Below are 21,747 nucleotides of genomic sequence, written 5' to 3'. Positions count from 1 at the left end.
CATCCGACCGGCTCGACACCCATCCATCGGAGCCGTCAGACCGACGGCGGATTGAAGGCAGAGATGACTGACGACGCGACGTGCCCCCTCTCCAACGGGCTGCCCACGCTCCGGGAGCGGCCGTTCGACCCGCCGGAGGCGCTGCGCGCCCAAGCCCCGGTCTCCCGGATGACCTTCCCCGACGGGTACGAGGGCTGGCTCGTCACCAGCTACAAGCTGGGCCGGTCGATCCTCTCCGACAAGCGGTTCAGCTCGGCCCCGACGAACAAGCACCTGGCGTTCCCGTCCAACCGCGCGGCGGACCTGGAGGCCGATATCCCCGGCCTGTTCGAGCACATGGACCCGCCGGACCACACCCGCTTCCGGCGGCAGCTCGCCGGTCAGTTCACCCTTCGCCGGATGCGCCTGCTCACGCCGCGGATCGAGGAGATCGCCGCTCACTACGCCGACGCGATGCTCGCCAAGGGGGCGCCCGCGGACCTGGTCGCGGACTACGCGGTGCCGGTGTCCTCGCAGGTGATCTGCGAACTGCTGGGTGTGCCGGTCGCCGACCGGGACCGCTTCGAGGCCGACTCGGAGAAGCTGCTGAGTCTCGACGTCGAGCCGCAGGAGGTGCAGCAGGCATTGGGCGACCTCGTCGAGCTGACCGGTGAGCTGCTCGCACGGAAGAAGGCCGAGCCGGCGGACGACGTGCTGAGCGTGCTGGTGTCGGGGGAGGAGATCAGCCTGCCGGAGTCGGTCGGCGCCACACTGCTGCTGCTCGTCGCCGGGCACGAGACCACCGCGAACATGCTGTCGCTCGGCACGTACGCGCTGCTGAGCAATCCGGACCAGACGGAAATGCTGCGCGCTGACGAGTCGCTGATGGAGGGTGCGGTCGAGGAACTGCTCCGCTACCTCACCGTCGTGCACGTGGGCGTGCAGCGCACCGCCACCGAGGACGTCGAACTCGACGGGCTGAGCCTGCGCAAGGGGGACACGGTGCTGATCCATCTGCCCAGCGTGAACCGCGATCCCCACCAGTTCCCGGACCCGGACCGCCTCGACGTCACTCAGGGCGAGATCGGCCACCTCACCTTCAGCCACGGCATCCACCAGTGCCTCGGGCAGCAACTGGCCCGCCTGGAGCTGCGCATCGGCTACACCACGCTGCTCCGGCGGTTCCCGGGCCTGCGGCTGGCCGCGGAGCCGGACGAGATCCCGACGCGCTCGGACATGACCGTCTACGGCGTGCACCGGCTGCCGGTGGCGTGGTGACGGCCGGCCGCGGCGGCCCCGGCGGCCCGGTACGGGCCGCCCGGTGACCACGACCGCGCCGGCGAAGCGCTCGCCCATGCGGAGCGGGCAGTTCCGCAGGGTCATCGTCGCGGAGTTCGTCTCCTCGATCGGCACCCAGATGACGACACTGGCGCTGCCGTGGTTCGTCTTGACGACCACCGGCTCGCCGGCGCGGATGGGGCTGGTGTTCGTCATCCAGATCCTGCCGGTGCCGCTGCTGAGCATGCCTGCCGGTCTGCTGGTGGCCCGGTGGGGTGCCCGCCGCGTGTCCATCGTGGGCGACGCCGTCGGCGCGGTTCTGATCGCGGCGGTGCCCACGCTGTACATGGCGGGGGCGCTGCCGTTCTGGGCATTGCTGGTCATCGTGGCCCTCCTCGGCTGCGTCGCGTCGGCCTACCTGCCTTCCCAGCGGATGCTGCTGGTCGAGACCCTCGGGTCGGACGAGCGGGTCGTCACCGCGGCCAACGCCCTGTTCGAGACGGCGACCTCGACGGCGCGGCTGGTCGGCCCGGCGGTCGCCGGTTTCCTGATCGCCGGGTTCGGCCCGCTCCACGTGCTGTGGGTGGACGCCGCCACGTTCGCGGTCTCGGCGGTGCTCCTGCTCGGGCTGCCGCGCCGCAAGCGGACTCCGGAGCCGATGTCGGTGAGCAAGATGGGGGAGGGCCTGTCCTTCGTCCTCCGGGACCCGGTGCTGAGGCGGATGTCACTCGCCGCGTTCGGATACGGCCTGCTCATGCCCGTGGTGCTGCTCGCACTGCCGGTGATGGCCAAGAGCCGCTACGACTCCGATCCGCACGTCGTCGGCTGGCTGATGGCCGCATGGGGCGGGGGAACCGCGGTGGGCACCGTCGTCGTCGCCCGGCTGGCAGGCCGGATCCCACCGGTGCACTTCGCGGCGTGCGGCGGCGTGGGCGCCGCAGTCATGCTGTGGCTGCTGCCGTGGGACCAGCCGGCCGTGACGGCGGCCCTCACGATCGGAGCAGGCTGCATGTTCCTGCCCGGAGTGACCGCACCCGCCGTCGCGCTGCTGACGCTGCGACCACCGGAAGACCTGCGCCCGCACGTGATTCCTCTGTTCGGCGCCGCCGTCTTCGTGGCCAGCCCGATCGCCTACGGGACGGCGGGCGTGCTCTTCGAGCACCTCGCGGTGGGCACCGTACTCGCGGCGGTCGCGGTGGGAGCGACCCTGTGCGCGCTGGTACTGCTGAGCCTGGTCCGCCACCCGGCGGCCGACCCGCGCCGGGCCCCCGGCGGGGGAGCGTTCGACGGTTCGGCGAACGGACGTACCCGGTGATGTGCCCAGCGCGGCGACCTGTGAGCGGAAGCGGCGGAAGGCCGGCACGCGCGCCTCGATGCGGGCCTGGATCCGGAGCTGCCACTGGTCCGGCACCGTCTCCCCGGCCGATCGGGCCTCGATCGTCTCCAGCAGCGTTGCGGGGAGGGCTCGGAGGCGAGGACGGCCCGGTACGAGCCGTGGTCGGGGAAGCCGTCGCGGCACTCGGCGGCGCACACGATGGTGCCGCCGGGGCAGATCACCTGGTACGCCGCCGACATGCCCCTTCACCGCCTGGTAGAGGTTCTGGTCCAGCCGGAAGCCGGAGTTGGTGGTCACCACGACGTCGAAGGGCCGCGGCACCGGCCGCATGGCCAGCCGTCCGGCGGTGGCGGTGGCCGCGGCGTGCATGGGCAGCAGGTCCCCGCCGAAGGCCGACACGATCTCCTGGTCCCGGTTGAGGACGACGTCCAGGACGTACGTCACGCCGGTGGCCTCGGCGATCGCGCGTACGTCGTCGTGGACGGGGTTGCCGTGGACGACCCCCAGGTCGCCCGGGGGCTCGCGATGCGCGCGGCGTCATGGAGGGTCAGCACGGTCTCCAGCGCGGCCGGCCCGGGGCCACGGAACGGCCGGCCAGACCACTCACGCAGTAGTCACGGGAGAGCCGGATGACAGGGAAACCGTCATGTCCGGTTCGGCGGGAGGCCGCGCGGAACAGGACTCGCCTCTCGGCGAGCACCTCGCCGCGCGGCCGGCCCAACCGCCTGGCTGGCCGGATGCCGCCGCTTGCACCGCCCCTACGAACGTAAGGCCGAGCACTTCGGCGGCTGGACCTCGTAGCCACACGCACCGAGGGCCGCGCCCCAGCGCGGAGTGCGGCCCTCAACCGCGCTGCCTGTACCCCATGCGATCGCGGCCGGCGCCTGGCCTCCATGCCCCCACCCATCGGGCACCGTCAGCACCAGACGAAACGGCGTCTTACTCCTCGACGAACTGGAGGCCCTCGCACGGCAGGTGGGCGCACTCTTCGGGGAAGAGCACCCGAAGTCCTCCTCTGCGCTGCTGGTGCTGGCGCCTGCCGAGTCCGACGCGGCGTCGGCCGACGGCGACCGGGACCGGATGGAGCGGGGCGCCGACATCCTCGCACTGACGGCGCAAAAGGTCTTGGCCACCTTTTGGGGCGGGCCACCCCTGGCGCTCTCCGCCCTGCGGGCCTTCGCAGGGGCGGAGTACGAGGCCGCCTCGCAGCTCGGGCCCGACCAGCGCGTCGCCGACGCGCGCGCGTTGGTGGCGTCGACGCTGGCGCGTACTGAGCCCGGACGGGTTCACAGGCGCACGATGATGAGGGCGATGTCGTCGCGGGCGCCACCGGCTACGCCGAGGCGGGCGAGCAAGGTGTCGGCGAGGCGTTCGGTGCCGAAGGTGCTGTAGCGGGCGAGTGTGTCTGTCAGCCGGTGCAGGCCGGCGTCGATGTCTTCGCCGCGTCGCTCGATGAGGCCGTCGGTGTACAGGACGAGGGTGTCGCCGGTGCGGTAGGGCAGGCTGGCCTGGGGCCGCGCGAGGTGTCGGGGGCGTGCGCCCAGCGGCGGGTCGGTGGCCTTGTCCAGCAGGTCGCAGGTGCCGTCGGGGTGCAGCAGGATCGGCGGGGGGTGGCCGGCGCTGCTGTAGGTGATCCGTCGGCCGGCGGGGTCGATGACGGCCTTGGCGGCGGTGGTGGCCAGCGCCCCGTTCACGGCGTGGGAGTACAGGTCCAGGACATCCAGCGCCCTGGCCGGTTCGTGTAGCGCCCGGACGGCGGCGGACAGTGCGCTGCGCAGCATGCCCATGGCGGCTGCGGCTTGAAGGCCGTGCCCGACGACGTCGCCGACGGCGACGGCGAAGCCGTTGTCCGGAAGGTCGACCACGTCGTACCAGTCGCCGCAGACGTTCAGGGACCCCGCGGCGGGTAGGTAGCGCACCGTGATGTGCTGGTGGTGTGCCAGATCCGGTGAGTGGAGCATGGCCTCCTGCAAGGTCAAGGCGACCTGCCGTTCCCTGGCGTGGGCACGGCGCAGTTCCTCGTTCAGCCGCTGCAGCTCTCGCGCCCGCACGTACAGCTCGGCGTCCATCGCTTCGCGTTTGCTGAGCGGCCCGCCGCCGCTTTCGGCCGGCTGGCCCGCGCGGGCCAGGATGAACGCGGTCACGTCCTCCACCCGGTGGATGATCCAGGCGACCTGTCCGTCCGGCCCGAGGACGGGCGTGTTGATCGGAGACCACCACCGCTCCTCGAAGGCCCCTGGCCGGCCGGGGCGGGGGATGTCGTACTTCAGCAGCGGCATCGTGTCCGGTTCCTTCGTGCGCAGGGCACGGTGCAGCGAGGCGTCCAGGTCCTGCATCCCGGAGGAGTGCGGGTCCGCCGGATTGCGCGGGAAGGCGTCGAACAGGTACTGGCCGATCAGGTCTTCCCGGCTCCGGCCGGTCGTCTGCAAGTACGCCTCGTTGACGTCGACGATCACCAGATCCGGGCCCAGCACCAGGTTCGGACTGGGCGTGGCCATGAACAGCGCCTTGTAATCGATCTGCGAGGTCACAGGTCCGTGCCAGCCCTTTCCGATCACCGGGGACTGCCGCCCTGCCGCAAATCTAAACCAGGCACAGTGTCCGCCCCCGTCGTGACCCGCCAACCGGCGGTCAACGTGTGCGTCCGCGAGCGCAACGACCACCTCGGCGGCCCGCACGACACGGCCACCGACCTCTCTTTCACCTCTCCGGGTCTGGCCGTCTCCAACGCATCGCTGCGGCCCGCACGGGCTCGCTTCTCCATCGGAAAGGCTCCGACCAGGGAAATGCGCCGCTTCACCGGCGCTTGGATAACGGTGAACTACGCCGAGTTTCCTCCCGTCTGTATGACACAGCCGGGTTGCCGTCATCGGCATGATGGCCGCTCACCGTAGACGACTGTTGCGGACTCTTGAAGGCCTCGTTTCGGTTGTTCCGGCATGTGCCGTGGAGGGGACAGCCCGGCGTGGCCTGCCTCCTAGCCTATGTGCGTACATCTAACTTGACCGGCTCGGATATGGGTCACCGTGGAGCACACCGCGCCCCGGCGCGTCAGCCGTCCGGGTCTGCTGCGTACCACCGGCGCGGCCGCAGTGGCCGCCGGAGCCCGGGCGGTCACCGCGGGGACGGCGGAGGCGACTGCCGGCGAAACCGGCGTGGGGCGGCCCGCGCAGTGGACTGACGGCTGGACCGGCTGCCCGGTGGAGCGTGCTCCTCATCGCGATGACCACCGCTCAGGGGCGCGGGCCACCCCGTCGCCCGTCACCAACGTCCCGGGACAGCACACCTAGGGCCGGTGTCCGGGACAGATTGCGTCTCGACCCCACGGCGCCAGGGGAACCTTCCTCTTCGACGCTACGGAAGTCCCACCCGCGCCTTGAGATGGCGCATCCGCGCCCGCAGAATCCCACGCCCGCCTCCGCAGCCCACGCTGCGCCCGTCCACGACCCCCGCGGCTCGCGACGAGGACCGCACGGCCCGGTAACACCGCCGACTCCGCCGCTGCGAACATCGTCTTCCCCCGCGCCAACGACGCTGACGGCTGGCAAGGACCCGCATGACGACCGCCTTCGGCACCAGTCGATCCGCACAGCCGTCCACCAGGCGGCTGTGCGGATCGGCCGCTTCCGCGCCTGTGGGGGCGGGGCGTTGCCTGCGGATGCCGGGAGTTCGGCGAGTCACGTGCGCATGCTCGAAGCGGCCGGGTGGGGCAGAGGTTCTCCGCCCCACCACGACATGCTCGTCGTCGGCGACAGGTCACCGTCCGGCTGGAGTTCAAGGGCCACTTCACCGGCGGCTACGACGGAGTGCGCGGCCGGGGCCGGGAGGCCGGCTTCATCGCCATGGACGTCCAGCGCGTCGGCACCGAAAGGATCACCGAGGACTGGCACCTTGAGGACAACCTGACTTTCCAGCAGCAGATCGGCGCCGTGAACGGCCCGGGAACAGGAGAAGCAGTATGACCACCCCCACCATGCGTGCGATCGGGCTGGACGAGTTCGGCGGACCCGAGGTGCTGCACACCGTGGAGATCGCGCGGCCGCAGCCGCTGCCCACCGAAGTGCTGGTGCGCGTCGCGTCGGCCGGAGTGAATCCGGTGGACTACAAGACCCGCGCAAACGGCGGGATGCCGGGAACGCTGGGTCCGCCGCCCGTGATCCTGGGCTGGGACGTGTCCGGCATCGTGGAGGAGACCGGTTTCGGCGTCACCACCCTGGCCGTGGGCGACGAGGTGTACGGAATGCCGTGGTTCCCGCGGCAGGCAGGCGCCTACGCGGAGTACGTCACCGCCCCGTCGCGGCAGTTCGCCCGCAAGCCGACCACACTCAGCCACGACACGGCCGCGGCCGTCCCGCTCGCGGCCCTGACGGCCTGGCAGACCCTGGTCGACACCGCCGATGTGCAGGCCGGGCAGCGAGTACTCATCCATGCCGCGGCCGGCGGCGTCGGGCACTTCGCCGTGCAGTTCGCCAGGCACCTGGGCGCCTACGTCGTCGGCACCGCGAGCGCTGCCAAGCACGACTGGCTGCGCAGCCTCGGCGCGGATGAACTGGTGGACTACACCCGGGAGCGCTTCGAGGACGCCATCGACCACGACAGCGTCGATGTCGTCATCGACCTTGTCGGTGACGGCCACGACGCAACCAGCACCCGCTCCCTGCCGGTACTGCGGCCCGGCGGCCTGCTCGTCGCCGTGCCCTCCGGCGTTGACCCCGGGCTGCTGGCACAGGCGCAATCCCGCGGCCTGCGCGCCACCGGGTTCCTGGTCGAGCCAGACGGCCACGCGATGGGCCGGATCGGCGGGCTCATCGACACCGGAGAGGTATCGGTCGAGGTCGAGGACGTCATGCCACTGGCGCAGGCCGCCGAGGCACACCGCCGCGCCGAAACAGGCCGCACCCGCGGCAAGCTCGTCCTGCGCGTTTCCCCCTGATGCCTCGCGCCGATCGTGTCCCGGGCGTCCACAGCCACCGTGCCCAGGGCGCTCAACCGCACCACAAGACCCTCGCGACGCCGTCACGTGGGAAACCACATGATCGCAGGGGGCATCCTGCACGAGCTGCTGTCCCCTTCGGTCTCCGCGCACCGCGGGACACCGCGGCCGTCGGTGAGGACGACCCGCTCGTGGAGACGACGGCGGTCCCTCCGACTACCGCGCGCCACCCGCCCGTGCCGATCAGCAATATGACGATGGATCTGCTCATCCGGGGAAGGCCGATGTCCGGGACGAAGGACGGGCCAGACACCTGATCTACGTGCCGGAGCGCGTGATACGCGACAGCACCCGGCCGCGCCGCTGAACCCAGGGCAGTAGATACGGAGGAAGGCGCCACGAAAGTCCATCAGAAGTTGCCTATCGTATCGAATAGTGGTTCGAGTTAGCGATGCTGGAATGTGCGGGGCTTCTGTAAGCAGCGAGAGGAGGGGGCTGGCCATGGACTCGGCCACCACCGGCCCGCAATCGGTCGATCGCGCTCCCCCCGGCCCTGACCCTTGACGGCATCCACTCTGTGCGTGACCCTCCCGCAATATGGATGCCTCATTCATCGCGGGCCGACGCCGCCTGCTGACCGCCGCTGCGCTTGCCCCGGCCGCCGCGCTCCTCGGCCCTGCGGCCCGCGCGCAGGCCGCCCCCGCAGCCCCCACCGCCCCGGTCCTGGTGCCGTATCCGATGGACTCCTCCAACCAGGCCGCCTGGTGGACGCCGGTCGCCACCTACCGCGGTGCCGGTGAGTACACGTACCTCGCCTTCGACGAGCCGGGCTCCTCCGCGGGCACGCACAAGGTCGCGATCGCCCGCCGCGACCCGGCGGGGCAGTGGACCCGCATCCCGGTCATGCGGGGCGGCGCACAGGCCGAGTTCACGGACGACGTCGGCCACAACCAGCCGTCGATCGCCCGGGACGGCAGCGGCAGGTTCCACGTCTTCGCCTCGATGCACAACAACCCCTGGCGGTACTTCCGCTCGGACACCACCGGCTCCGCCCCCGTCGACCACTCCGCCGACCTGCCCGACCAGGGCGCCGGAGTCACGTATCCGGTGGTGGCGACGGCCCCCGACGGCGACGTGTGGCTGATCGCCCGGATCGACGAGGCGGACCGCCGCACCGGCAGGCTCTACCGGTGGCACGACGCCGAGTCGCGGTGGAGCAGGGCCGCGCTCTTCGCCGGCGCAGCGGACCGCGCCGTCTACCCGGACGACCTGCAGTTCGACACGGCCGGGAACGTACACCTGCTCTTCGAGTGGAGCCGCTTCCCGTCCTCGGCGTTCCGGCACGAGCTGTCGTACCTGAAGTACACCCCGGCCACCGGCGCGTTCACCGACTCCCGGGGTGCCGCCGTCACCGCGCCCGTCTCCCCAGCCACCGCCGACGTGCTCCAGCCCCTCGGCCCCGGCGAGGTCTACAGCAGCGACAACACCTACACCGGGCCGGCCGTGCAGAGCGCGAAGCTCACCCTCAACGGCGCGGCGCCCAGGGTCGCGTACCGCTACCGGCCGACGGACGGGGGCAGCTTCCAGGTCCGCTACGCCTACCCCCAGGGCACCGCATGGGCCCGCCAGACAGTGCACCGCGGATCCGGGACCCGTGCGGCGCTCGGCATCACCTGGGACGCGGACGAGGGCAAGCGTGTCTACTACGTCACCGAGTCCGGCGCCGACCGCGCGTTCGTCGCCACCGAGTCGGGCGGCGCATGGACCGCCGCGACCGTCGCCCCCGGCCTGCCGGTCGACCGCCTCGCGGTCCGCCGCAACGCGAGCGGGCAGGACGTGCTGTACCTGGTGGACACGGCGGGCGGGCGGCTCTTCTACGGCCGCAACGACTAGACCCGCTCCGCCTCCGTGCCTTTCCGGGCAGGGCAGGACGGAAGAAGTACGCGACCTGTGGTGGGCCGCTGAGATCACGGAGCAGGGCTTCGACCCGGCCCGGCACACCTCACGAGCTCGTGCATGGTTGGCGGTGAGGCGTCGGGTCCTGATCGTCGATCACGGTCGTGTGGTGGGGAACGCGTCTCGTGCAGCGATCTTCAGCGACCGGAGGATCACGGGCCTGTCGGCTGACGTGGTCGCTGAACTCCATTCTGCGTTGGGCCCGTTGTGGCACGAACGGCACCAGGCCAGGCTTGCGTCCAGGCCGCGGAAGTGCACCCCGGGTGCCGGCGCGAAGCACCGGCCGGTCTTCGTCGACCGGCTCCTGGCCACTCTCGTACAGCTGCGACACGGGGTCGCGCACGACGTGCTGACCTGCTGGTTCGACGTGGACCGCGCCACCGTCACCCGCGCCATCGGCGAGGTACGACCGCTGCTCGCCGAACGAGGACGCACGGTGAGCCCTGGCCTTCGACTGCGCACTCTGGCCGAGGTCGTTGACCACCTCGGTGGCAGCAAAAGGACCGGGATCGTCGACGGCACCGAGATCCGGGTCCGGCGGTCGGCCGTCGGACACAAGGACCGGGACAAGTTCATCTCCGGCAAGAGCAAGCAGAAGGCCGTCAAGACCATGGTGCTCACCGACGCGGACGGCCGGATGCTGTTCTGCAGCCCGACCAGACCCGCCTGCCAGGCGGACATCACCCACGCCCGCCAGTCAGGGCTGGTCAAGCTCCCAGCCTGACCACCACACCGATGGTGTCCGTCAAAGCGGAACAAGCTCAGGAGCATCCACCCGACGGATCGGCACATCCCGGGTGATCGCGATGATCAGGGCCGGCCACCACGGGTGGCCACCGCAGCGAAACGCACGCGGCGCCCCCGCCCCGCGGGATACCCGCATGCGGAACGGGGGCGCCAGGGAAGGCGGACCGGCCCGGCCAGGTCCTGGTGTCGCCGGTCAGTCCTTGGCGTTGAGGACCGGGAGGTAGCCGTTGGTGTGGCCGCGGTTGGTGGGGTGGTACGACTCCCACGTCGGCAGGGACAGGTCGTGCAGCCAGTCGTCACCGGAGCACAGTTCGTGCCCGTCGAACGCCGGGCGGACGTCGCCGTAGGTGAAGCCGTGCGCGGCGGCACGGGCGGAGATCACCGAACTCAGCAGGTCGGCGGCGTCGTTGATGGCCTCGCGCTTGGTCTGGCTGAGGCCCAGGCACAGTCCGGAGGGCTCGATGTAGAAGCGCGGGTAGCCCAGCACGACGACATGGGCGTTGGGGGCCTTGGAATTGATGGCGGAGTAGACCGCGTTGAGGCGGCTGGGCAGCGTATTCGAGATGTACGAGCGGGCGGTGGCGATTCGGTTCAGGCAGGTGCTGTTCGAGCCGGTCACACACGTCGTCATGGTGTCCGCGAAGCCGGCGTCGTTGCCGCCGATGGTGATGCTGATCAGTCCGGTGGACGTGCCGACTGAGCCGAGTTGCTTGTTGATCACATCGGTCGTCACCGCGCCGGAGCAGGCGGCGAAGGTGAAGGACGTCGGCTGGTGCGAGGCGGCCCACCGCGCCGGGTAGGCGTTGTTGCTGCGGTGACAGCTCCCGCTGGCCTCGATGTAGTTTCCGGCGCCGTTGCCGGACGAGTACGAATCCCCGAGCGCCACATAGGCGGACCCCGCGGCCTGGGCCGGGGACGCGCCCAGCATGGCCAGGAGGAAGGCGGACACGAGGAGTGATACGACAGAAGCGGGTCTGGTCAGTCTCACGGACGCTCCATCGGCAGGGATCGGGACCACTGTTGTAGCAAGCTACGCGCGTAACTTAAAGTGGGCATGACAAAATTCTGGGGATTCGGACGTCATCCGCTGCCCCTGGTGGTCACCGAGGATCCAGCGGCCGGCTGCGGAATGCGGCGAACCGCTCGTCCAGATGCTTGGCCATCGCCGAGACCCGGGACTTCGACAACTGGGTCACGCCCAGGGGCTCGGCGAGTTTCATAGCCGTTGCGCCGCGGAGCCGGGCGGCTGCTTCCCGGGCGTGCGCGGAAGCCTCGCCAACGCGCCCGATGACCGGGCCGGCTCGCGTGCTTCTACGAGAACCTGGCCCCGGCCCAGGAGCGCACCCGGCCGTCGCACGCATGGACGCGATGCCCGGCCCACCGGAGCGCTGGACCCGCTGACGGACGGCTTGCTGCCCGCAGCGTCCCCGGGTGTCACTGGACGGCGAGCAGTCCCCTCAGTGCAGGGGTCAGCCTGCGGGCCATCAACTCATGCCCTTCCGGGCCTGGATGGACGCCGTCCGTCAGCAGCCCGGCGTCCGCGTGGCCGAGGATGTCCGGGCCGTCGATGAGGTGGAGGCCGGTGTCCCCGTGGCTGCTCAGCAGGGTCACCGCCTCGGCGACCGTGTGGCGGATCCGGGACAGGGTCATCCCGCCTGGGCCCGTGGTGTCCTCCTTGGCCGGGGAGACGAGGGGGGAGATGACGGCGAGCGGCACGCCGGGGTGGCCGTCGCGGATGGTGGCCAGGAGGCCCAGCACCGCTGGCAGGAAGGAGCGTTCGGTGAACGTGCCCTGGCTGCGGACGTTGATGCCGAGGCAGGTGACGATGAGGTCGGCAGGGAGGTCACGGATGAGGCGGGCGACCATGGGGTCGAGGTGGCACTCGCCGGCGTAGCCGAGGCAGGTCAGCTCGTATCCGAGGGCCCGGGCGGTGAGTGCGGGCCAGGTGCGGGTGGGGGAGGCGGCCTGCCTGCCGTGGGTGAGGGAACTGCCGTAGGTGATCAGCGCGGGCCGGGCGGCCGGGGCGGCTCGCCAGACTCGGGCGTCGGCGTCGACGGACAGCCCACGCAGGCGCAGTTCGCCGAATTGCGGCAGCCATAGTTCGAGGGTGTGGTCGCCGGGCGGGAGTCCGGCGAAGCGGAATGCTCCCTCGGCGGTGAGCTTCTGGGTGCGTACGGGCTCGCCGTCAACCAGCAGGTCGACCGGGGAGAGTTCGTCCTGCCCTACGGGGAGGAACCGGCCGGAAAGGCACGTGCTGTCGGTGCCGAGCACGATCCGTACCCCCGCCGCCATCGCGGCGCGGCGGCGCAGCACGTCGCCGGGGAAGAGGGAGATCCGGCTGTGGGGCAGGCGCCACGGACGGGAGAAATCCGGGGTGTGCTCCACCTCGATGGCGCCGGCCCACAGCAGCGCAGGGTCGTCGCCGCGGATCCCGCGCAGCTGCTGCGGCTCGTTCGGTGCTTCCACGAAGCGGCTCACCTTTCTGCAACAGGGCTGGTGGTGACGCACGTCCCGGGGCGCGGCGACGTCGATCGTGACCGCCGCACGCCGGGTTGTCAACGGCGAATATTTCTTCACGACGACCCCTTGACGGTCTCTGAGACCTGTACGTAGCGTCCACGCCATCTTCACTTCATACGTATTAAGGATCCCGGAATGGCAGCACAGCGACGGCGTCCTACCCAGGTGGACATCGCCCGTCGGCTCGGCATATCGCAGGCGACCGTGTCGCTTGTGGTGAGCGGTGGGCCTGCGAGCTTCCAGGTCGCGGACGAAACCCGCCGGGCCGTGCTGGAGGCCGCAGCCGAGCTCGGCTACACGGTCAACGCCGCTGCTCGCAGCCTCAAGGGCGGCCGGAACCGGCTGCTCGGCCTGTATACGTTCGAGCCGGTCTTCCCGGTCGACCGGCGCGACTTCTACTTCCCGTTCCTGCTCGGTGTGGAGGAGGCGACCGCCGAGCGCGGCTATGACCTTCTGCTGTTCAGCTCGGTCACCGCGCGCGGTGACCGCAGCATCTACGCCAGTGGGGCCAACCGGCTCAAGGTCGCCGACGGATGTGTCCTCCTCGGTCGCCACATCGACCGCGCCGAACTGGCCGAACTCGTCCGCGAGGAGTTCCCGTTCGTCTTCATCGGACGACGTGAGGTCCCCGGCGAGGAACTGTCGTACGTCGCCCCCGACAACGTCGGGGCCACCCGGGACACCGTGCGATCCCTGGCCGGCCTCGGGCACCGGCGCCTGGCCTACCTGAAGCTGGCCGATGACCAGGAACCCACGCGTGACCGTGCGGCGGGCTTCCGGCAGGGGATCGCCGACGCCGGGATCGGCGAAGACCAGGTCCTCGTCCACGCCATGGGCGAACCGGCCGCTATCACCGGCGAACTGCTCCAGGAGTGGCTCGACGGCGGGATCACCGCGCTGCTGGTCGAGCCGAGCGAGGACGATGCCGCGGTCGCGGCCGTCGAACGCGCCGCCGCCGAGGCGGGGATCCGCATCCCGGAGGACTGCTCGGTGGTCCTCCTCGGTGATCCGCCACTGAGCGAGAGCACGCGTGACTGGACTCGGTACACGCCCCCGCGGGAGCAGATGGCCCGCGAAGCCGTCCGGCTGCTCCTGGAATTGCTCGACGACGAGGAGGGCCGGCCACGTCACCTGCTCGTCGACTGCAGGCCGATCGCCGGAGAGACCGTCGCCGGACCGCCCGCGGGCCGCCGGTCATGACCGATGAGCTCATACCGCTGGAAGGGCTGCCGCAGTGATCCACTATCTTGCCAAGCGGCTGGCGATCGGCCTCCTCACGATCTGGGGCGTCGTCAGCGCCGTGTTCGTCGTGATCCGGCTGGCCCCGGGTGATCAGGCCACAGTCGCGCTGGGGCCGGGGGCGAAGGCCGAGGAGATCGAGGCCCTGCGCCACTCCCTGGGTCTCGACGACCCGTTGCTGGTCCAGTACTTCTCGTACCTGGGCGATGTCGCGACGCTCGACTTCGGCCAGTCGTACCGCTACGGGCGACCGGCGATGCAGGCCGTCCTTGAGCGGTTCCCGGCGACCATCGAACTCACCGTCGCCGCCACGGTGATCGCGATTCTCGTCGGCCTCGTGCTCGGGATCGTGTCCGGGCACCGGCCCGGCAGCCTGGTGGACCGGGCCGTGTCGACGTTCACGCTGGGGCTGCAGGCGGTGCCGCCGTTCTGGGTCGGCATCATGCTGATCCTGCTCTTCGCGCTGCAGGCAAAAATGCTGCCGAGTGCGGGCGGCGGAAGCTTCCCCCATCTGGTGCTGCCGGCCATCACGTTGTCGATCCCGTTCACGGCGCTGGTCGCCCGTATGACGAGAAGCGGCGTCGCCGAGACCATGACCGAGGCGTTCGTCCAGACCGCCCGGTCGAAAGGGCTCACCGAGACCCAGGTGCTCGGCGGGCATGTGCTGAAGAACTCGCTGATCCCGGTCGTCACGGTCGTGGGCCTCCAGATCGGGACGCTGCTCGGCGGCGCCGTGGTGATCGAGACGATCTTCGCCTGGCCGGGGCTCGGACAACTGCTCGTGAGCGCGGTCGGCAATCGCGATTACGCGGTGGTGCAGGGCGCGACGTTCCTCATCGCCATCTGCGTGATCGTCCTCAACCTGGCCGCTGATCTGGTCAATGCCAAGCTCGACCCCCGGATCCGTGTGGAGGCACGTCGATGACCCGGTCGGACATTCTGGTTGCCGATCCGAAGCCCGGTCCCGAGACAGCCCCGGTTCGCCGCCGGCGACGTCGTCCACTCGCCGCGCTGCCCTACGTGATCATCGGCATCTATCTGCTCACCGCGATCTTCGGGCCGCTGCTCATCGATTACGACCCCGTGGCGACGACGGTGAAGGACCGGCTGCTGCCACCCGGATCCGAAACCGCGTCCGGCACCGCGTGGCTGGGCACCGACGGCGTCGGCCGCGACGTGCTGGCCCAGGTCGTCTACGGGGCCCGGACCTCGTTCATCATCGGGATCGCGGTGGTCCTGCTCTCCGGCCTCATCGGTGTCGGGCTCGGCGCGATCGCCGGTTACTTCGGGCGGCTCCCGGACATGGCCGTGTCCCGCATCATCGACGTGCTGATGGCCTTCCCCGGCATCCTGCTGGCGATCGTCATCTCGGGCCTGCTGGAGCGCGGGATGCACGTCGTGATCATCGCGTTGTCGGTGGGCGGCTGGGTAGGCTTCGCCCGGCTGTCGCGCAGCATCACGATGTCCACCCGGGAGCGGGACTGGGTCGACGCCGCCCGGATCATGGGCGTGTCGAAGCCGGCGACACTGACCCGGCACATCGTGCCGTTCCTCGCCGGGTCGGTGATCGCGCTCGCCACCATCGAACTCGCCTCGGCCGTGCTGGCCGAGGCGGCGCTCAGCTTCCTCGGTCTCGGACTCCCGCCCGACGTCGTGTCGTGGGGCCAGAACATCGCCAACGGCCGGGACTATCTCGCAACCGCCTGGTGGATCACGGTCTTCCCGGGCCTCGCCCTCACCGTCCTGGTCATCTGCATCGGCCTGGTCGGCGACAAACTCACGCGGCGATACACCCGCACCCGGGACTAGCGCGCGGTGTCCCGTACCCCAGCATTCGAAAGGAAACCCGGCATGGATATCCGCACCCGGAAACCGCTCGTGGCGGCCGCCGTATCGATCAGCCTCCTCATGGTCACGGCCGCATGCTCGTGGTCGGACACGCCTGCCTCCGGGGCCGGTGGTGACGGCACCCTGAATGTCGCCGGCCCGCTCCCGATCGAGAACCTCGACCCGCACGGTACGGCCAGCATGGACGGCGGGACGCAGCTCGCGGCCCGGGCGCTGTTCAGCCCGCTGGTCACCGCCACCGGACCCGGCAAGTTCAAGGGCGACCTGGCGACCGAGTGGGCGCCGAACAAGGACGCCACCCGGTGGACCTTCACGCTGCGCTCGGGGGTGAAGTACACCGACGGCACACCGGTGACCGCGCAGGAGGTCGTCGCCTCCTTCGAGCGGGTGCTCGCCGCGCAGGGGCCGCTGGCCGGCAACTTCGGCGGGTACAGCGTGACCGCGCCGGACAAGAAGACGGTGGTCTTCACCTCCGAGACGCCGGACGCCGCGTTCCTCGGGAAGATCACGTCGTTCTTCGTCACTCCGAAGAAGGCAGAGAAGAACGGCTTCTTCCAGAAGCCCATCGGCTCCGGACCCTTCAAGGTCGAGTCTTTCGAACCCGGTCAGTCGCTGAAGCTCTCCGCGAACCCCGGTTACTGGGACGGCAAGCCGGACCTGAAGAACGTGGAGTTCATGTCGATCCCCGAGGTGTCGGCCCGGATGACGGCGCTCAAGACCGGTGAGGTCGACGTCACCTGGGGCATGCCCGACGACCAGATAGCACAGCTCCGGTCGGACACGAACCTCTCCGTCGACGCCGTCCCGAGCCCCGGCGTGAACACGATGTGGATGAACAGCTCCACCCCGGCGCTGAGGAAGCCGGCCGTCCGGCGGGCGCTGTGGCAGGCCGTCGACTTCGAGTCGATCATCGAGTCGCTGTACCCGGAGACCGGGTCACCCGCTGACTCGGTGGTCAGCCCTGCGGTCCTCGGCTACGCGAAGCAGCAACCGGTGAAGTACGACCCGGCCGCGGCGAAGGCCGCGCTGAAGAAGGCCGGATTCGACTTCGGCACAAAGCTGCGCTTCCAGTACTCGCAGCCCGCCTTCCGGCAGTTCGTCGAGGCCGTGGCGTCGGATCTGGCGAAGGTCGGCGTCAAGGTCGACCCCATCGAGAAGGAGCAGGCGGTGTTCCTCGAGGACCTGCTCGCCATGAAGTGGGACATCAACATCCAGCAGATCGGCTCCCAGGGCTACGACGCGGCCACCAACCTCGGCCGGCTCTACCCCTGCGCGGCCAAGCGCACCGGCTACTGCAACAAGGAGTTGGACGAGAACCTGGCCGCGGCGGGGGCGACCACCGACACCGCCGAGCGGAAGGACCTCTACGCGAAGGCGACCAAGACGATCTGGACCGACGCGGTCGGCATGTACCCCATGTTCGTCAAGCAGCCCTACGCGTGGCGCAAGTCCGTCAAGGGACTTGAGCCGGCCCCCGACGGCATGCCCACCTTCGCACACGTGAAGGTCTCGGATGACTGACCTGCACCCGCCCACCGCGATGCCGTCCGTGCCAGACGACGCCGCCACCGCGCCGGGAACACCGCTGCTCGAGGTGGAGGATCTCCAGGTCACCGTCGCCGGGGTCGCCGGTGAGGGCACGGTGATCGACTCGGTGTCCTTCTCGGTGGCCGCCGCCCGCACGACCGGGCTGATCGGCGAGTCCGGCAGCGGCAAGACGATGAGTTCGCTGTCCATCGTCGGCCTGCTGCCGGCCGGGGCGAGGACCTCGGGCCGGATCGCGTGGAAGTCGGAGAACCTGCTCGACGCGCCCGCCCGCCGGCTCCGGCAGGTGCGCGGGCACGAGATCGGCGTCATCTTCCAGGACCCGCTCGCGGCCCTGAACCCGATCCAGCCGGTCGGGCGCCAGGTCGGCGAGATCCTGCGCCGCGGCGGCATGCGGCGCCGGGAGGTCCGTACGAAGGTGCTGCAGCTCCTCGACCGGGTGGGCATCCCGGATCCCGGGCAGCGCATCGACGCCTACCCGCACGAGATGTCCGGAGGCATGCGCCAGCGCGTGATGATCGCGATGGCGCTCGCCGGCGGGCCCCAGCTGATCATCGCCGACGAGCCGACGACCGCCCTGGACGTCACCACCCAGTCGCGCATCCTGAAGTTGCTGGCGGACCTGCGTGAGCAGGAGGGCGTGGCGATGCTGCTGGTGAGCCACGACCTGCGGGTGATGGCCCATGTGGCGGACGACGTCGTCGTCATGTACGCGGGCCGGGTCGCCGAGCGCGGCCCCGCCCGCGAGGTGCTCAAGCAGCCCCGGCATCCGTACACCCGGGCGCTCGGCAACAACGTGCCCGCCGTGAGCACGAAGACGGCGATCGCCGAGCCGCTGCAGGGCGCGCCGGCCAATCCGTTCGACCGGCCGTCCGGGTGCGCCTTCCATCCACGCTGCCCGATGGTGCGCGAGCGCTGCCGGACCGAGGTGCCCCGGCTGCGGGAGGCCTCGCCGGGCCGTTTCAGCGCCTGCCATTACGCGTCCGAGGTGAGCTCATGACGTCGGCGGACACCATTCTGGAGATCCGCAACCTGCGGGTGTCGTTCTCCGGTCCGCGACGGTCGCTGCGGGCACCCCGGACGGCGGTCCGGGCCGTGGACGACGTCAGCCTGGACGTCCGCGCCCGGGAGATGCTGGCTCTGGTCGGCGAGTCCGGTTCCGGCAAGTCGACCGTCGCCCGCTGCATCCTCGGGCTCGTACGCCCTCAGGCGGGCACGATCTCCTACGAGGGCCGGCCGCTGGGACCGGTCGACAAGCGGCCGCCCGAGCTGCAGCGCGCCGTTCAGATGGTCTTCCAGGACCCCGGCTCGTCGCTGAACCCGCGGATGACCGTCGGCTCGATCATCCGCGAGGCGTGGAAGGTCCACCCCTCCGTGGCGCCGGCCGGCGACCGCGTGCAGGCGCTGCGGGAGGTGCTCGCCGACGTCGGGCTCGACGGGGGAGTGGCCGACCGGCGGCCCTCGGCGCTGTCCGGAGGACAGCGGCAGCGGGTCAGCATCGCGCGGGCGCTGGCGCTGCGGCCGCGGCTGCTGGTGTGTGACGAGGCGGTGTCGGCGCTGGACGTGTCGGTCCAGTCGCAGATCCTGCGGCTCCTCGTCGACCTGCAGAAAACGCGCGAGCTGACCGTCCTGTTCATCACCCACGACCTGGCGGTGGTACGGCAGATCGCGGACCGGGTCGCGGTGATGCGCAAGGGCGAGCTGGTCGAGTGCGCCCCGGCCGAGGAGTTGTTCACCGCGCCGGCCCACCCCTACACGCAGGCACTCTTGAGCGCCGCCTACGACCTGGAGGGCGCTGAGGCGCCGGTCAGGAAGAAACAGGAGCAGATCAGTTGAGTACCGAGCACAGCCTCCGCACCGACATCCTGATCGTCGGGGGAGGTGTCGGCGGCGTGGCCGCGGCTTTGGCGGCTTTGCGCCGGGGCCGGTCGGTCGTCCTGACCGAGGAGTACGACTGGCTCGGTGGCCAGCTCACCAGCCAGGCCGTCCCGCCGGACGAGCACGCCTGGATCGAGCAGTTCGGCTGCACCCGCACCTTCCGGGCCTTCCGCGAGGGCGTGCGGGAGTACTACCGCACCAGGTACCCGCTGACGTCGGCCGCGCGCCGCCAACCGGACCTGAACCCGGGCCTGGGCCGGGTGAGCCGGCTGTGCCACGAGCCGCGCGTCGCCCTCGCCGTCCTTGAGGGCATGCTCGCGCCGTACCGGTCCGCGGGCACGTTGCGCGTCCTGACCGGGCACCGGGCCGTGGCCGCCCACGTCGACGGCGACCGGATCACCGCCGTGACCGTCGCGTCCCGTACGGGCGATGAGCGCACCATTGAGGCGCCCTACGTCCTCGACGCCACCGAGCTGTCCGACCTCCTGCCGCTGGCGGACGTCGAGCACGTCATCGGCTTCGAATCCGCCGCCGAGACCGGCGAGCCCAGCGCGCCCAGCGAGGCACAGCCGCTCAACCAGCAGGCGTTCTCCTGGGTGTTCGCGGTCGAGCACCTCGACGGTGAGGACCACACGATCGACCGTCCCGCCCAGTACGGCTTCTGGCGCGCGTACCGGCCGGACTACTGGCCGGACCGGCTGCTCAGCCTCACCGCGCCGGACCCCCGGACCCTGGAGACCCTGACCCGCACCTTCGTGCCGCACGCGCCGTCCGGACCGGTCGTCGCCGACCAGAGCACCGACCCGGGGGACCGGGACCTGTGGCAGTTCCGCCGGATCTTCGCGCGGGAGCAGTACGAACCGGGCTTCGCGGCCAGCGACGTCACCGTCGTCAACTGGCCGATGATCGACTACCTCCCCGGCCCGCTGGTCGGCGTCCCCGACGACGAGCGCGACAAGCACCTCCAGGGCGCCCGGCAGCTCTCCCGCAGCATGCTGTACTGGCTGCAGACCGAGGCGCCGCGGCCCGACGGCGGCACCGGCTGGCCGGGCCTGCGCCTGCGGCCGGACGTGATGGGCACCGCCGACGGCCTGGCCATGGCGCCGTACATCCGCGAGTCCCGCCGGATCCGGGCGCACACCACGATCGTCGAGCAGGACCTGTCCATGGCGGTACGGGGCGACGCCGGCGCCGTTAAGTACCCGGATTCGGTCGGGGTGGGCATGTACCGCATCGACCTCCACCCCTCCACCGGCGGCGACAACTACATCGACGTGCCCAGCAGCCCGTTCCAGATACCCCTGGGCGCCCTGCTGCCCGTCCGGGTGCGCAACCTCCTCGCCGCCGGCAAGAACATCGGCACCACCCACATCACCAACGGCTGCTACCGGCTCCACCCGGTCGAGTGGAACATCGGCGAGGCCGCGGGCGCCCTGGCCGCGCACTGCCTCGCCAACTCCCTGACGCCGGAGCAGGTCAGGACCGGTGCCCGGCACCTCGGGTCCTTCCAGAACGAGCTCGTGAAGGACGGCTTCGAGCTCGCCTGGCCCGAGGTGAAGGGCTACTGATGAGGGCCAAGGGGATAGCGCTGCTCGGCGGGGTCACCGTCCCGCTCATCACCCCGATGGACGAGACCGGCCGCCCCGTGGCCGCCGACGACCTGCTCGACGCCCTCGCCGGCGCGGGGGTCGAGAAGCTGATGCTCCTCGGCAGCAACGGGGAGGGGCCGCTGCTGCCGACGGGTGCCATCGGGGCGTTCCTCAACGGCGTGATCAGGAAGTGGCGTTCGCTCACAGACGGCGGCGTGGTCACGGTGAACGTGACCGCGGCCGGCACGCTTGAGGCGCTCGAACGCGCCGAGATCGCGGCAGCAGCCGGCGCCGATGCGCTGGTCATGAGCCCGCCGATCTACTTCCACCACCGCGACGACGAGATCGTCGCCCACTACGCCGCGCTGGCCGAGATCGGCCTGCCGGTCGTCGCGTACAACGCGCCGCGGTACAGCAACCCGCTGACCCGCGAGCTGTTCGACGCGCTGCTGGGCCTCGATCACGTCGTCGGGATCAAGGACAGCTCCGGCGACATCGAGTTCTTGGGCCACCTCGTCGAACGGGCCCGCACCCGCCCCGGGTTCGCCGTCAGCCAGGGCGCGGAGACCCATCTCGCCGCCGCCCTGGACCTCGGCGCCGACGGCATCGTCCCCGGTATCGCCAACATCGGCCCCGGTCTGTCCCTGCAGTTGGTCGCTGCTCACGATGCCGGCGACCGCGACGAGACGGACCGGCTGCAGGCGCTTGTCACCGAGCTCACCGAGCTCCACGCCATCCGCCGCGGGACGCCGGGCGTCAAGGAGATCCTTGCGCAACTGGCCCTGTGTCCCCCGTACGTGGCGCCGCCCCTGCTCCGCAGCGAGCCGGCCGAGCGCGACGCCTTCCAGCAGTTCATCGCAGCGCACCAGAACCAGCTACTCCACCCGCCGAAGGGATAG

Annotated in this window: 17 protein-coding genes and 2 pseudogenes; 14 read left to right on the top strand and 5 right to left on the bottom strand. The window is 70.7% G+C overall.

The features are described 5' to 3' along the window. The first annotated feature begins 63 nt into the window (after positions 1-63). Together ABGA99_RS10860 and ABGA99_RS10855 are read left to right on the top strand one after the other, a co-directional pair. Positions 64-1,257 carry a cytochrome P450 gene (locus tag ABGA99_RS10860; RefSeq protein WP_347577159.1) on the top strand — a complete coding sequence of 398 codons (1,194 nt, stop codon included), beginning with the start codon at positions 64-66 and terminating at the stop codon, positions 1,255-1,257. Positions 1,258-1,300: 43 nt separating this feature from the next. Beyond that, the gene (locus ABGA99_RS10855) at positions 1,301-2,572 is read left to right on the top strand and encodes an MFS transporter (protein ID WP_347577158.1); all 1,272 of its coding nucleotides are present in this window, start codon (positions 1,301-1,303) and stop codon (positions 2,570-2,572) included. A gap of 292 nt (positions 2,573-2,864) precedes the next feature. On the opposite strand, the pseudogene ABGA99_RS10850 reads toward ABGA99_RS10855, so the two are convergent. Both ABGA99_RS10850 and ABGA99_RS10845 read right to left on the bottom strand, forming a co-directional pair. Next, positions 2,865-2,923: pseudogene (locus ABGA99_RS10850) on the bottom strand (hypothetical protein); the annotation flags it as partial. Between the two features lie 956 nt (positions 2,924-3,879). Further along, entirely contained in the window at positions 3,880-5,124 is a 1,245-nt protein-coding gene (locus ABGA99_RS10845) for a SpoIIE family protein phosphatase (protein WP_347577156.1), read from the bottom strand. A gap of 1,173 nt (positions 5,125-6,297) precedes the next feature. Here ABGA99_RS10845 and ABGA99_RS10840 point away from each other — a divergent pair. From ABGA99_RS10840 to ABGA99_RS10825, 4 genes are all read left to right on the top strand, one after another. Then, positions 6,298-6,555 carry an ester cyclase gene (locus ABGA99_RS10840; RefSeq protein WP_347577155.1) on the top strand — a complete coding sequence of 86 codons (258 nt, stop codon included), beginning with the start codon at positions 6,298-6,300 and terminating at the stop codon, positions 6,553-6,555. Further along, entirely contained in the window at positions 6,552-7,526 is a 975-nt protein-coding gene (locus tag ABGA99_RS10835) for an NADP-dependent oxidoreductase (RefSeq protein WP_347577154.1), read from the top strand. Before ABGA99_RS10840 ends, ABGA99_RS10835 begins: the two co-directional genes overlap by 4 nt. Positions 7,527-8,123: 597 nt before the next feature. Further along, positions 8,124-9,419 carry a BNR-4 repeat-containing protein gene (locus ABGA99_RS10830; protein ID WP_347577153.1) on the top strand — a complete coding sequence of 432 codons (1,296 nt, stop codon included), beginning with the start codon at positions 8,124-8,126 and terminating at the stop codon, positions 9,417-9,419. 268 nt (positions 9,420-9,687) lie between these two features. Further along, the gene (locus tag ABGA99_RS10825; protein WP_347582536.1) at positions 9,688-10,206 is read left to right on the top strand and encodes a transposase family protein; all 519 of its coding nucleotides are present in this window, start codon (positions 9,688-9,690) and stop codon (positions 10,204-10,206) included. A gap of 216 nt (positions 10,207-10,422) precedes the next feature. Here ABGA99_RS10825 and ABGA99_RS10820 read toward each other — a convergent pair whose 3' ends face one another. From ABGA99_RS10820 to ABGA99_RS10810, 3 genes and pseudogenes are all read right to left on the bottom strand, one after another. Then, positions 10,423-11,217, bottom strand: a complete 795-nt coding sequence (locus ABGA99_RS10820) for an SGNH/GDSL hydrolase family protein (RefSeq protein WP_347577151.1) — start codon at positions 11,215-11,217, stop codon at positions 10,423-10,425. 121 nt (positions 11,218-11,338) lie between these two features. Then, a pseudogene (locus ABGA99_RS10815) lies at positions 11,339-11,446 on the bottom strand (transposase); the annotation flags it as partial. 217 nt (positions 11,447-11,663) lie between these two features. Continuing rightward, positions 11,664-12,695, bottom strand: coding sequence for an SGNH/GDSL hydrolase family protein (locus tag ABGA99_RS10810; protein WP_347577150.1), 1,032 nt, complete (start codon positions 12,693-12,695; stop codon positions 11,664-11,666). 189 nt (positions 12,696-12,884) lie between these two features. On the opposite strand from ABGA99_RS10810, the gene ABGA99_RS10805 reads away from it, so the two are divergent. The 8 genes from ABGA99_RS10805 to ABGA99_RS10770 are packed head-to-tail and all read left to right on the top strand — an operon-like array spanning position 12,885 to position 21,747. Then, on the top strand, positions 12,885-13,949 hold the full coding sequence (locus ABGA99_RS10805) for a LacI family DNA-binding transcriptional regulator (protein WP_347577149.1): 1,065 nt from the start codon (positions 12,885-12,887) through the stop codon (positions 13,947-13,949). Positions 13,950-13,983: 34 nt separating this feature from the next. Then, entirely contained in the window at positions 13,984-14,913 is a 930-nt protein-coding gene (locus ABGA99_RS10800) for an ABC transporter permease (protein WP_347577148.1), read from the top strand. Continuing rightward, positions 14,910-15,797, top strand: a complete 888-nt coding sequence (locus ABGA99_RS10795) for an ABC transporter permease (protein WP_347577147.1) — start codon at positions 14,910-14,912, stop codon at positions 15,795-15,797. The genes ABGA99_RS10800 and ABGA99_RS10795 overlap by 4 nt, the downstream gene beginning before the upstream one ends. A 42-nt stretch (positions 15,798-15,839) precedes the next feature. Then, the gene (locus ABGA99_RS10790; RefSeq protein WP_347577146.1) at positions 15,840-17,357 is read left to right on the top strand and encodes an ABC transporter substrate-binding protein; all 1,518 of its coding nucleotides are present in this window, start codon (positions 15,840-15,842) and stop codon (positions 17,355-17,357) included. Then, positions 17,350-18,381: an ABC transporter ATP-binding protein gene (locus ABGA99_RS10785; RefSeq protein WP_347582535.1), complete on the top strand. Its 1,032-nt coding sequence runs from the start codon at positions 17,350-17,352 to the stop codon at positions 18,379-18,381. The genes ABGA99_RS10790 and ABGA99_RS10785 overlap by 8 nt, the downstream gene beginning before the upstream one ends. Beyond that, positions 18,378-19,217: an ATP-binding cassette domain-containing protein gene (locus ABGA99_RS10780; RefSeq protein WP_347577144.1), complete on the top strand. Its 840-nt coding sequence runs from the start codon at positions 18,378-18,380 to the stop codon at positions 19,215-19,217. The genes ABGA99_RS10785 and ABGA99_RS10780 overlap by 4 nt, the downstream gene beginning before the upstream one ends. After that, positions 19,214-20,827, top strand: a complete 1,614-nt coding sequence (locus ABGA99_RS10775) for an FAD-dependent oxidoreductase (protein WP_347582534.1) — start codon at positions 19,214-19,216, stop codon at positions 20,825-20,827. The genes ABGA99_RS10780 and ABGA99_RS10775 overlap by 4 nt, the downstream gene beginning before the upstream one ends. Continuing rightward, positions 20,827-21,747 carry a dihydrodipicolinate synthase family protein gene (locus tag ABGA99_RS10770; protein ID WP_347582533.1) on the top strand — a complete coding sequence of 307 codons (921 nt, stop codon included), beginning with the start codon at positions 20,827-20,829 and terminating at the stop codon, positions 21,745-21,747. The genes ABGA99_RS10775 and ABGA99_RS10770 overlap by 1 nt, the downstream gene beginning before the upstream one ends.

It is taken from the genome of Streptomyces sp. B5E4 (assembly GCF_039871555.1).
Taxonomy (GTDB): Bacteria; Actinomycetota; Actinomycetes; order Streptomycetales; family Streptomycetaceae; genus Streptomyces.
Note: the sequence above shows the minus strand (reverse complement) of the source record. Positions and strands in the feature narration are given on the sequence as shown.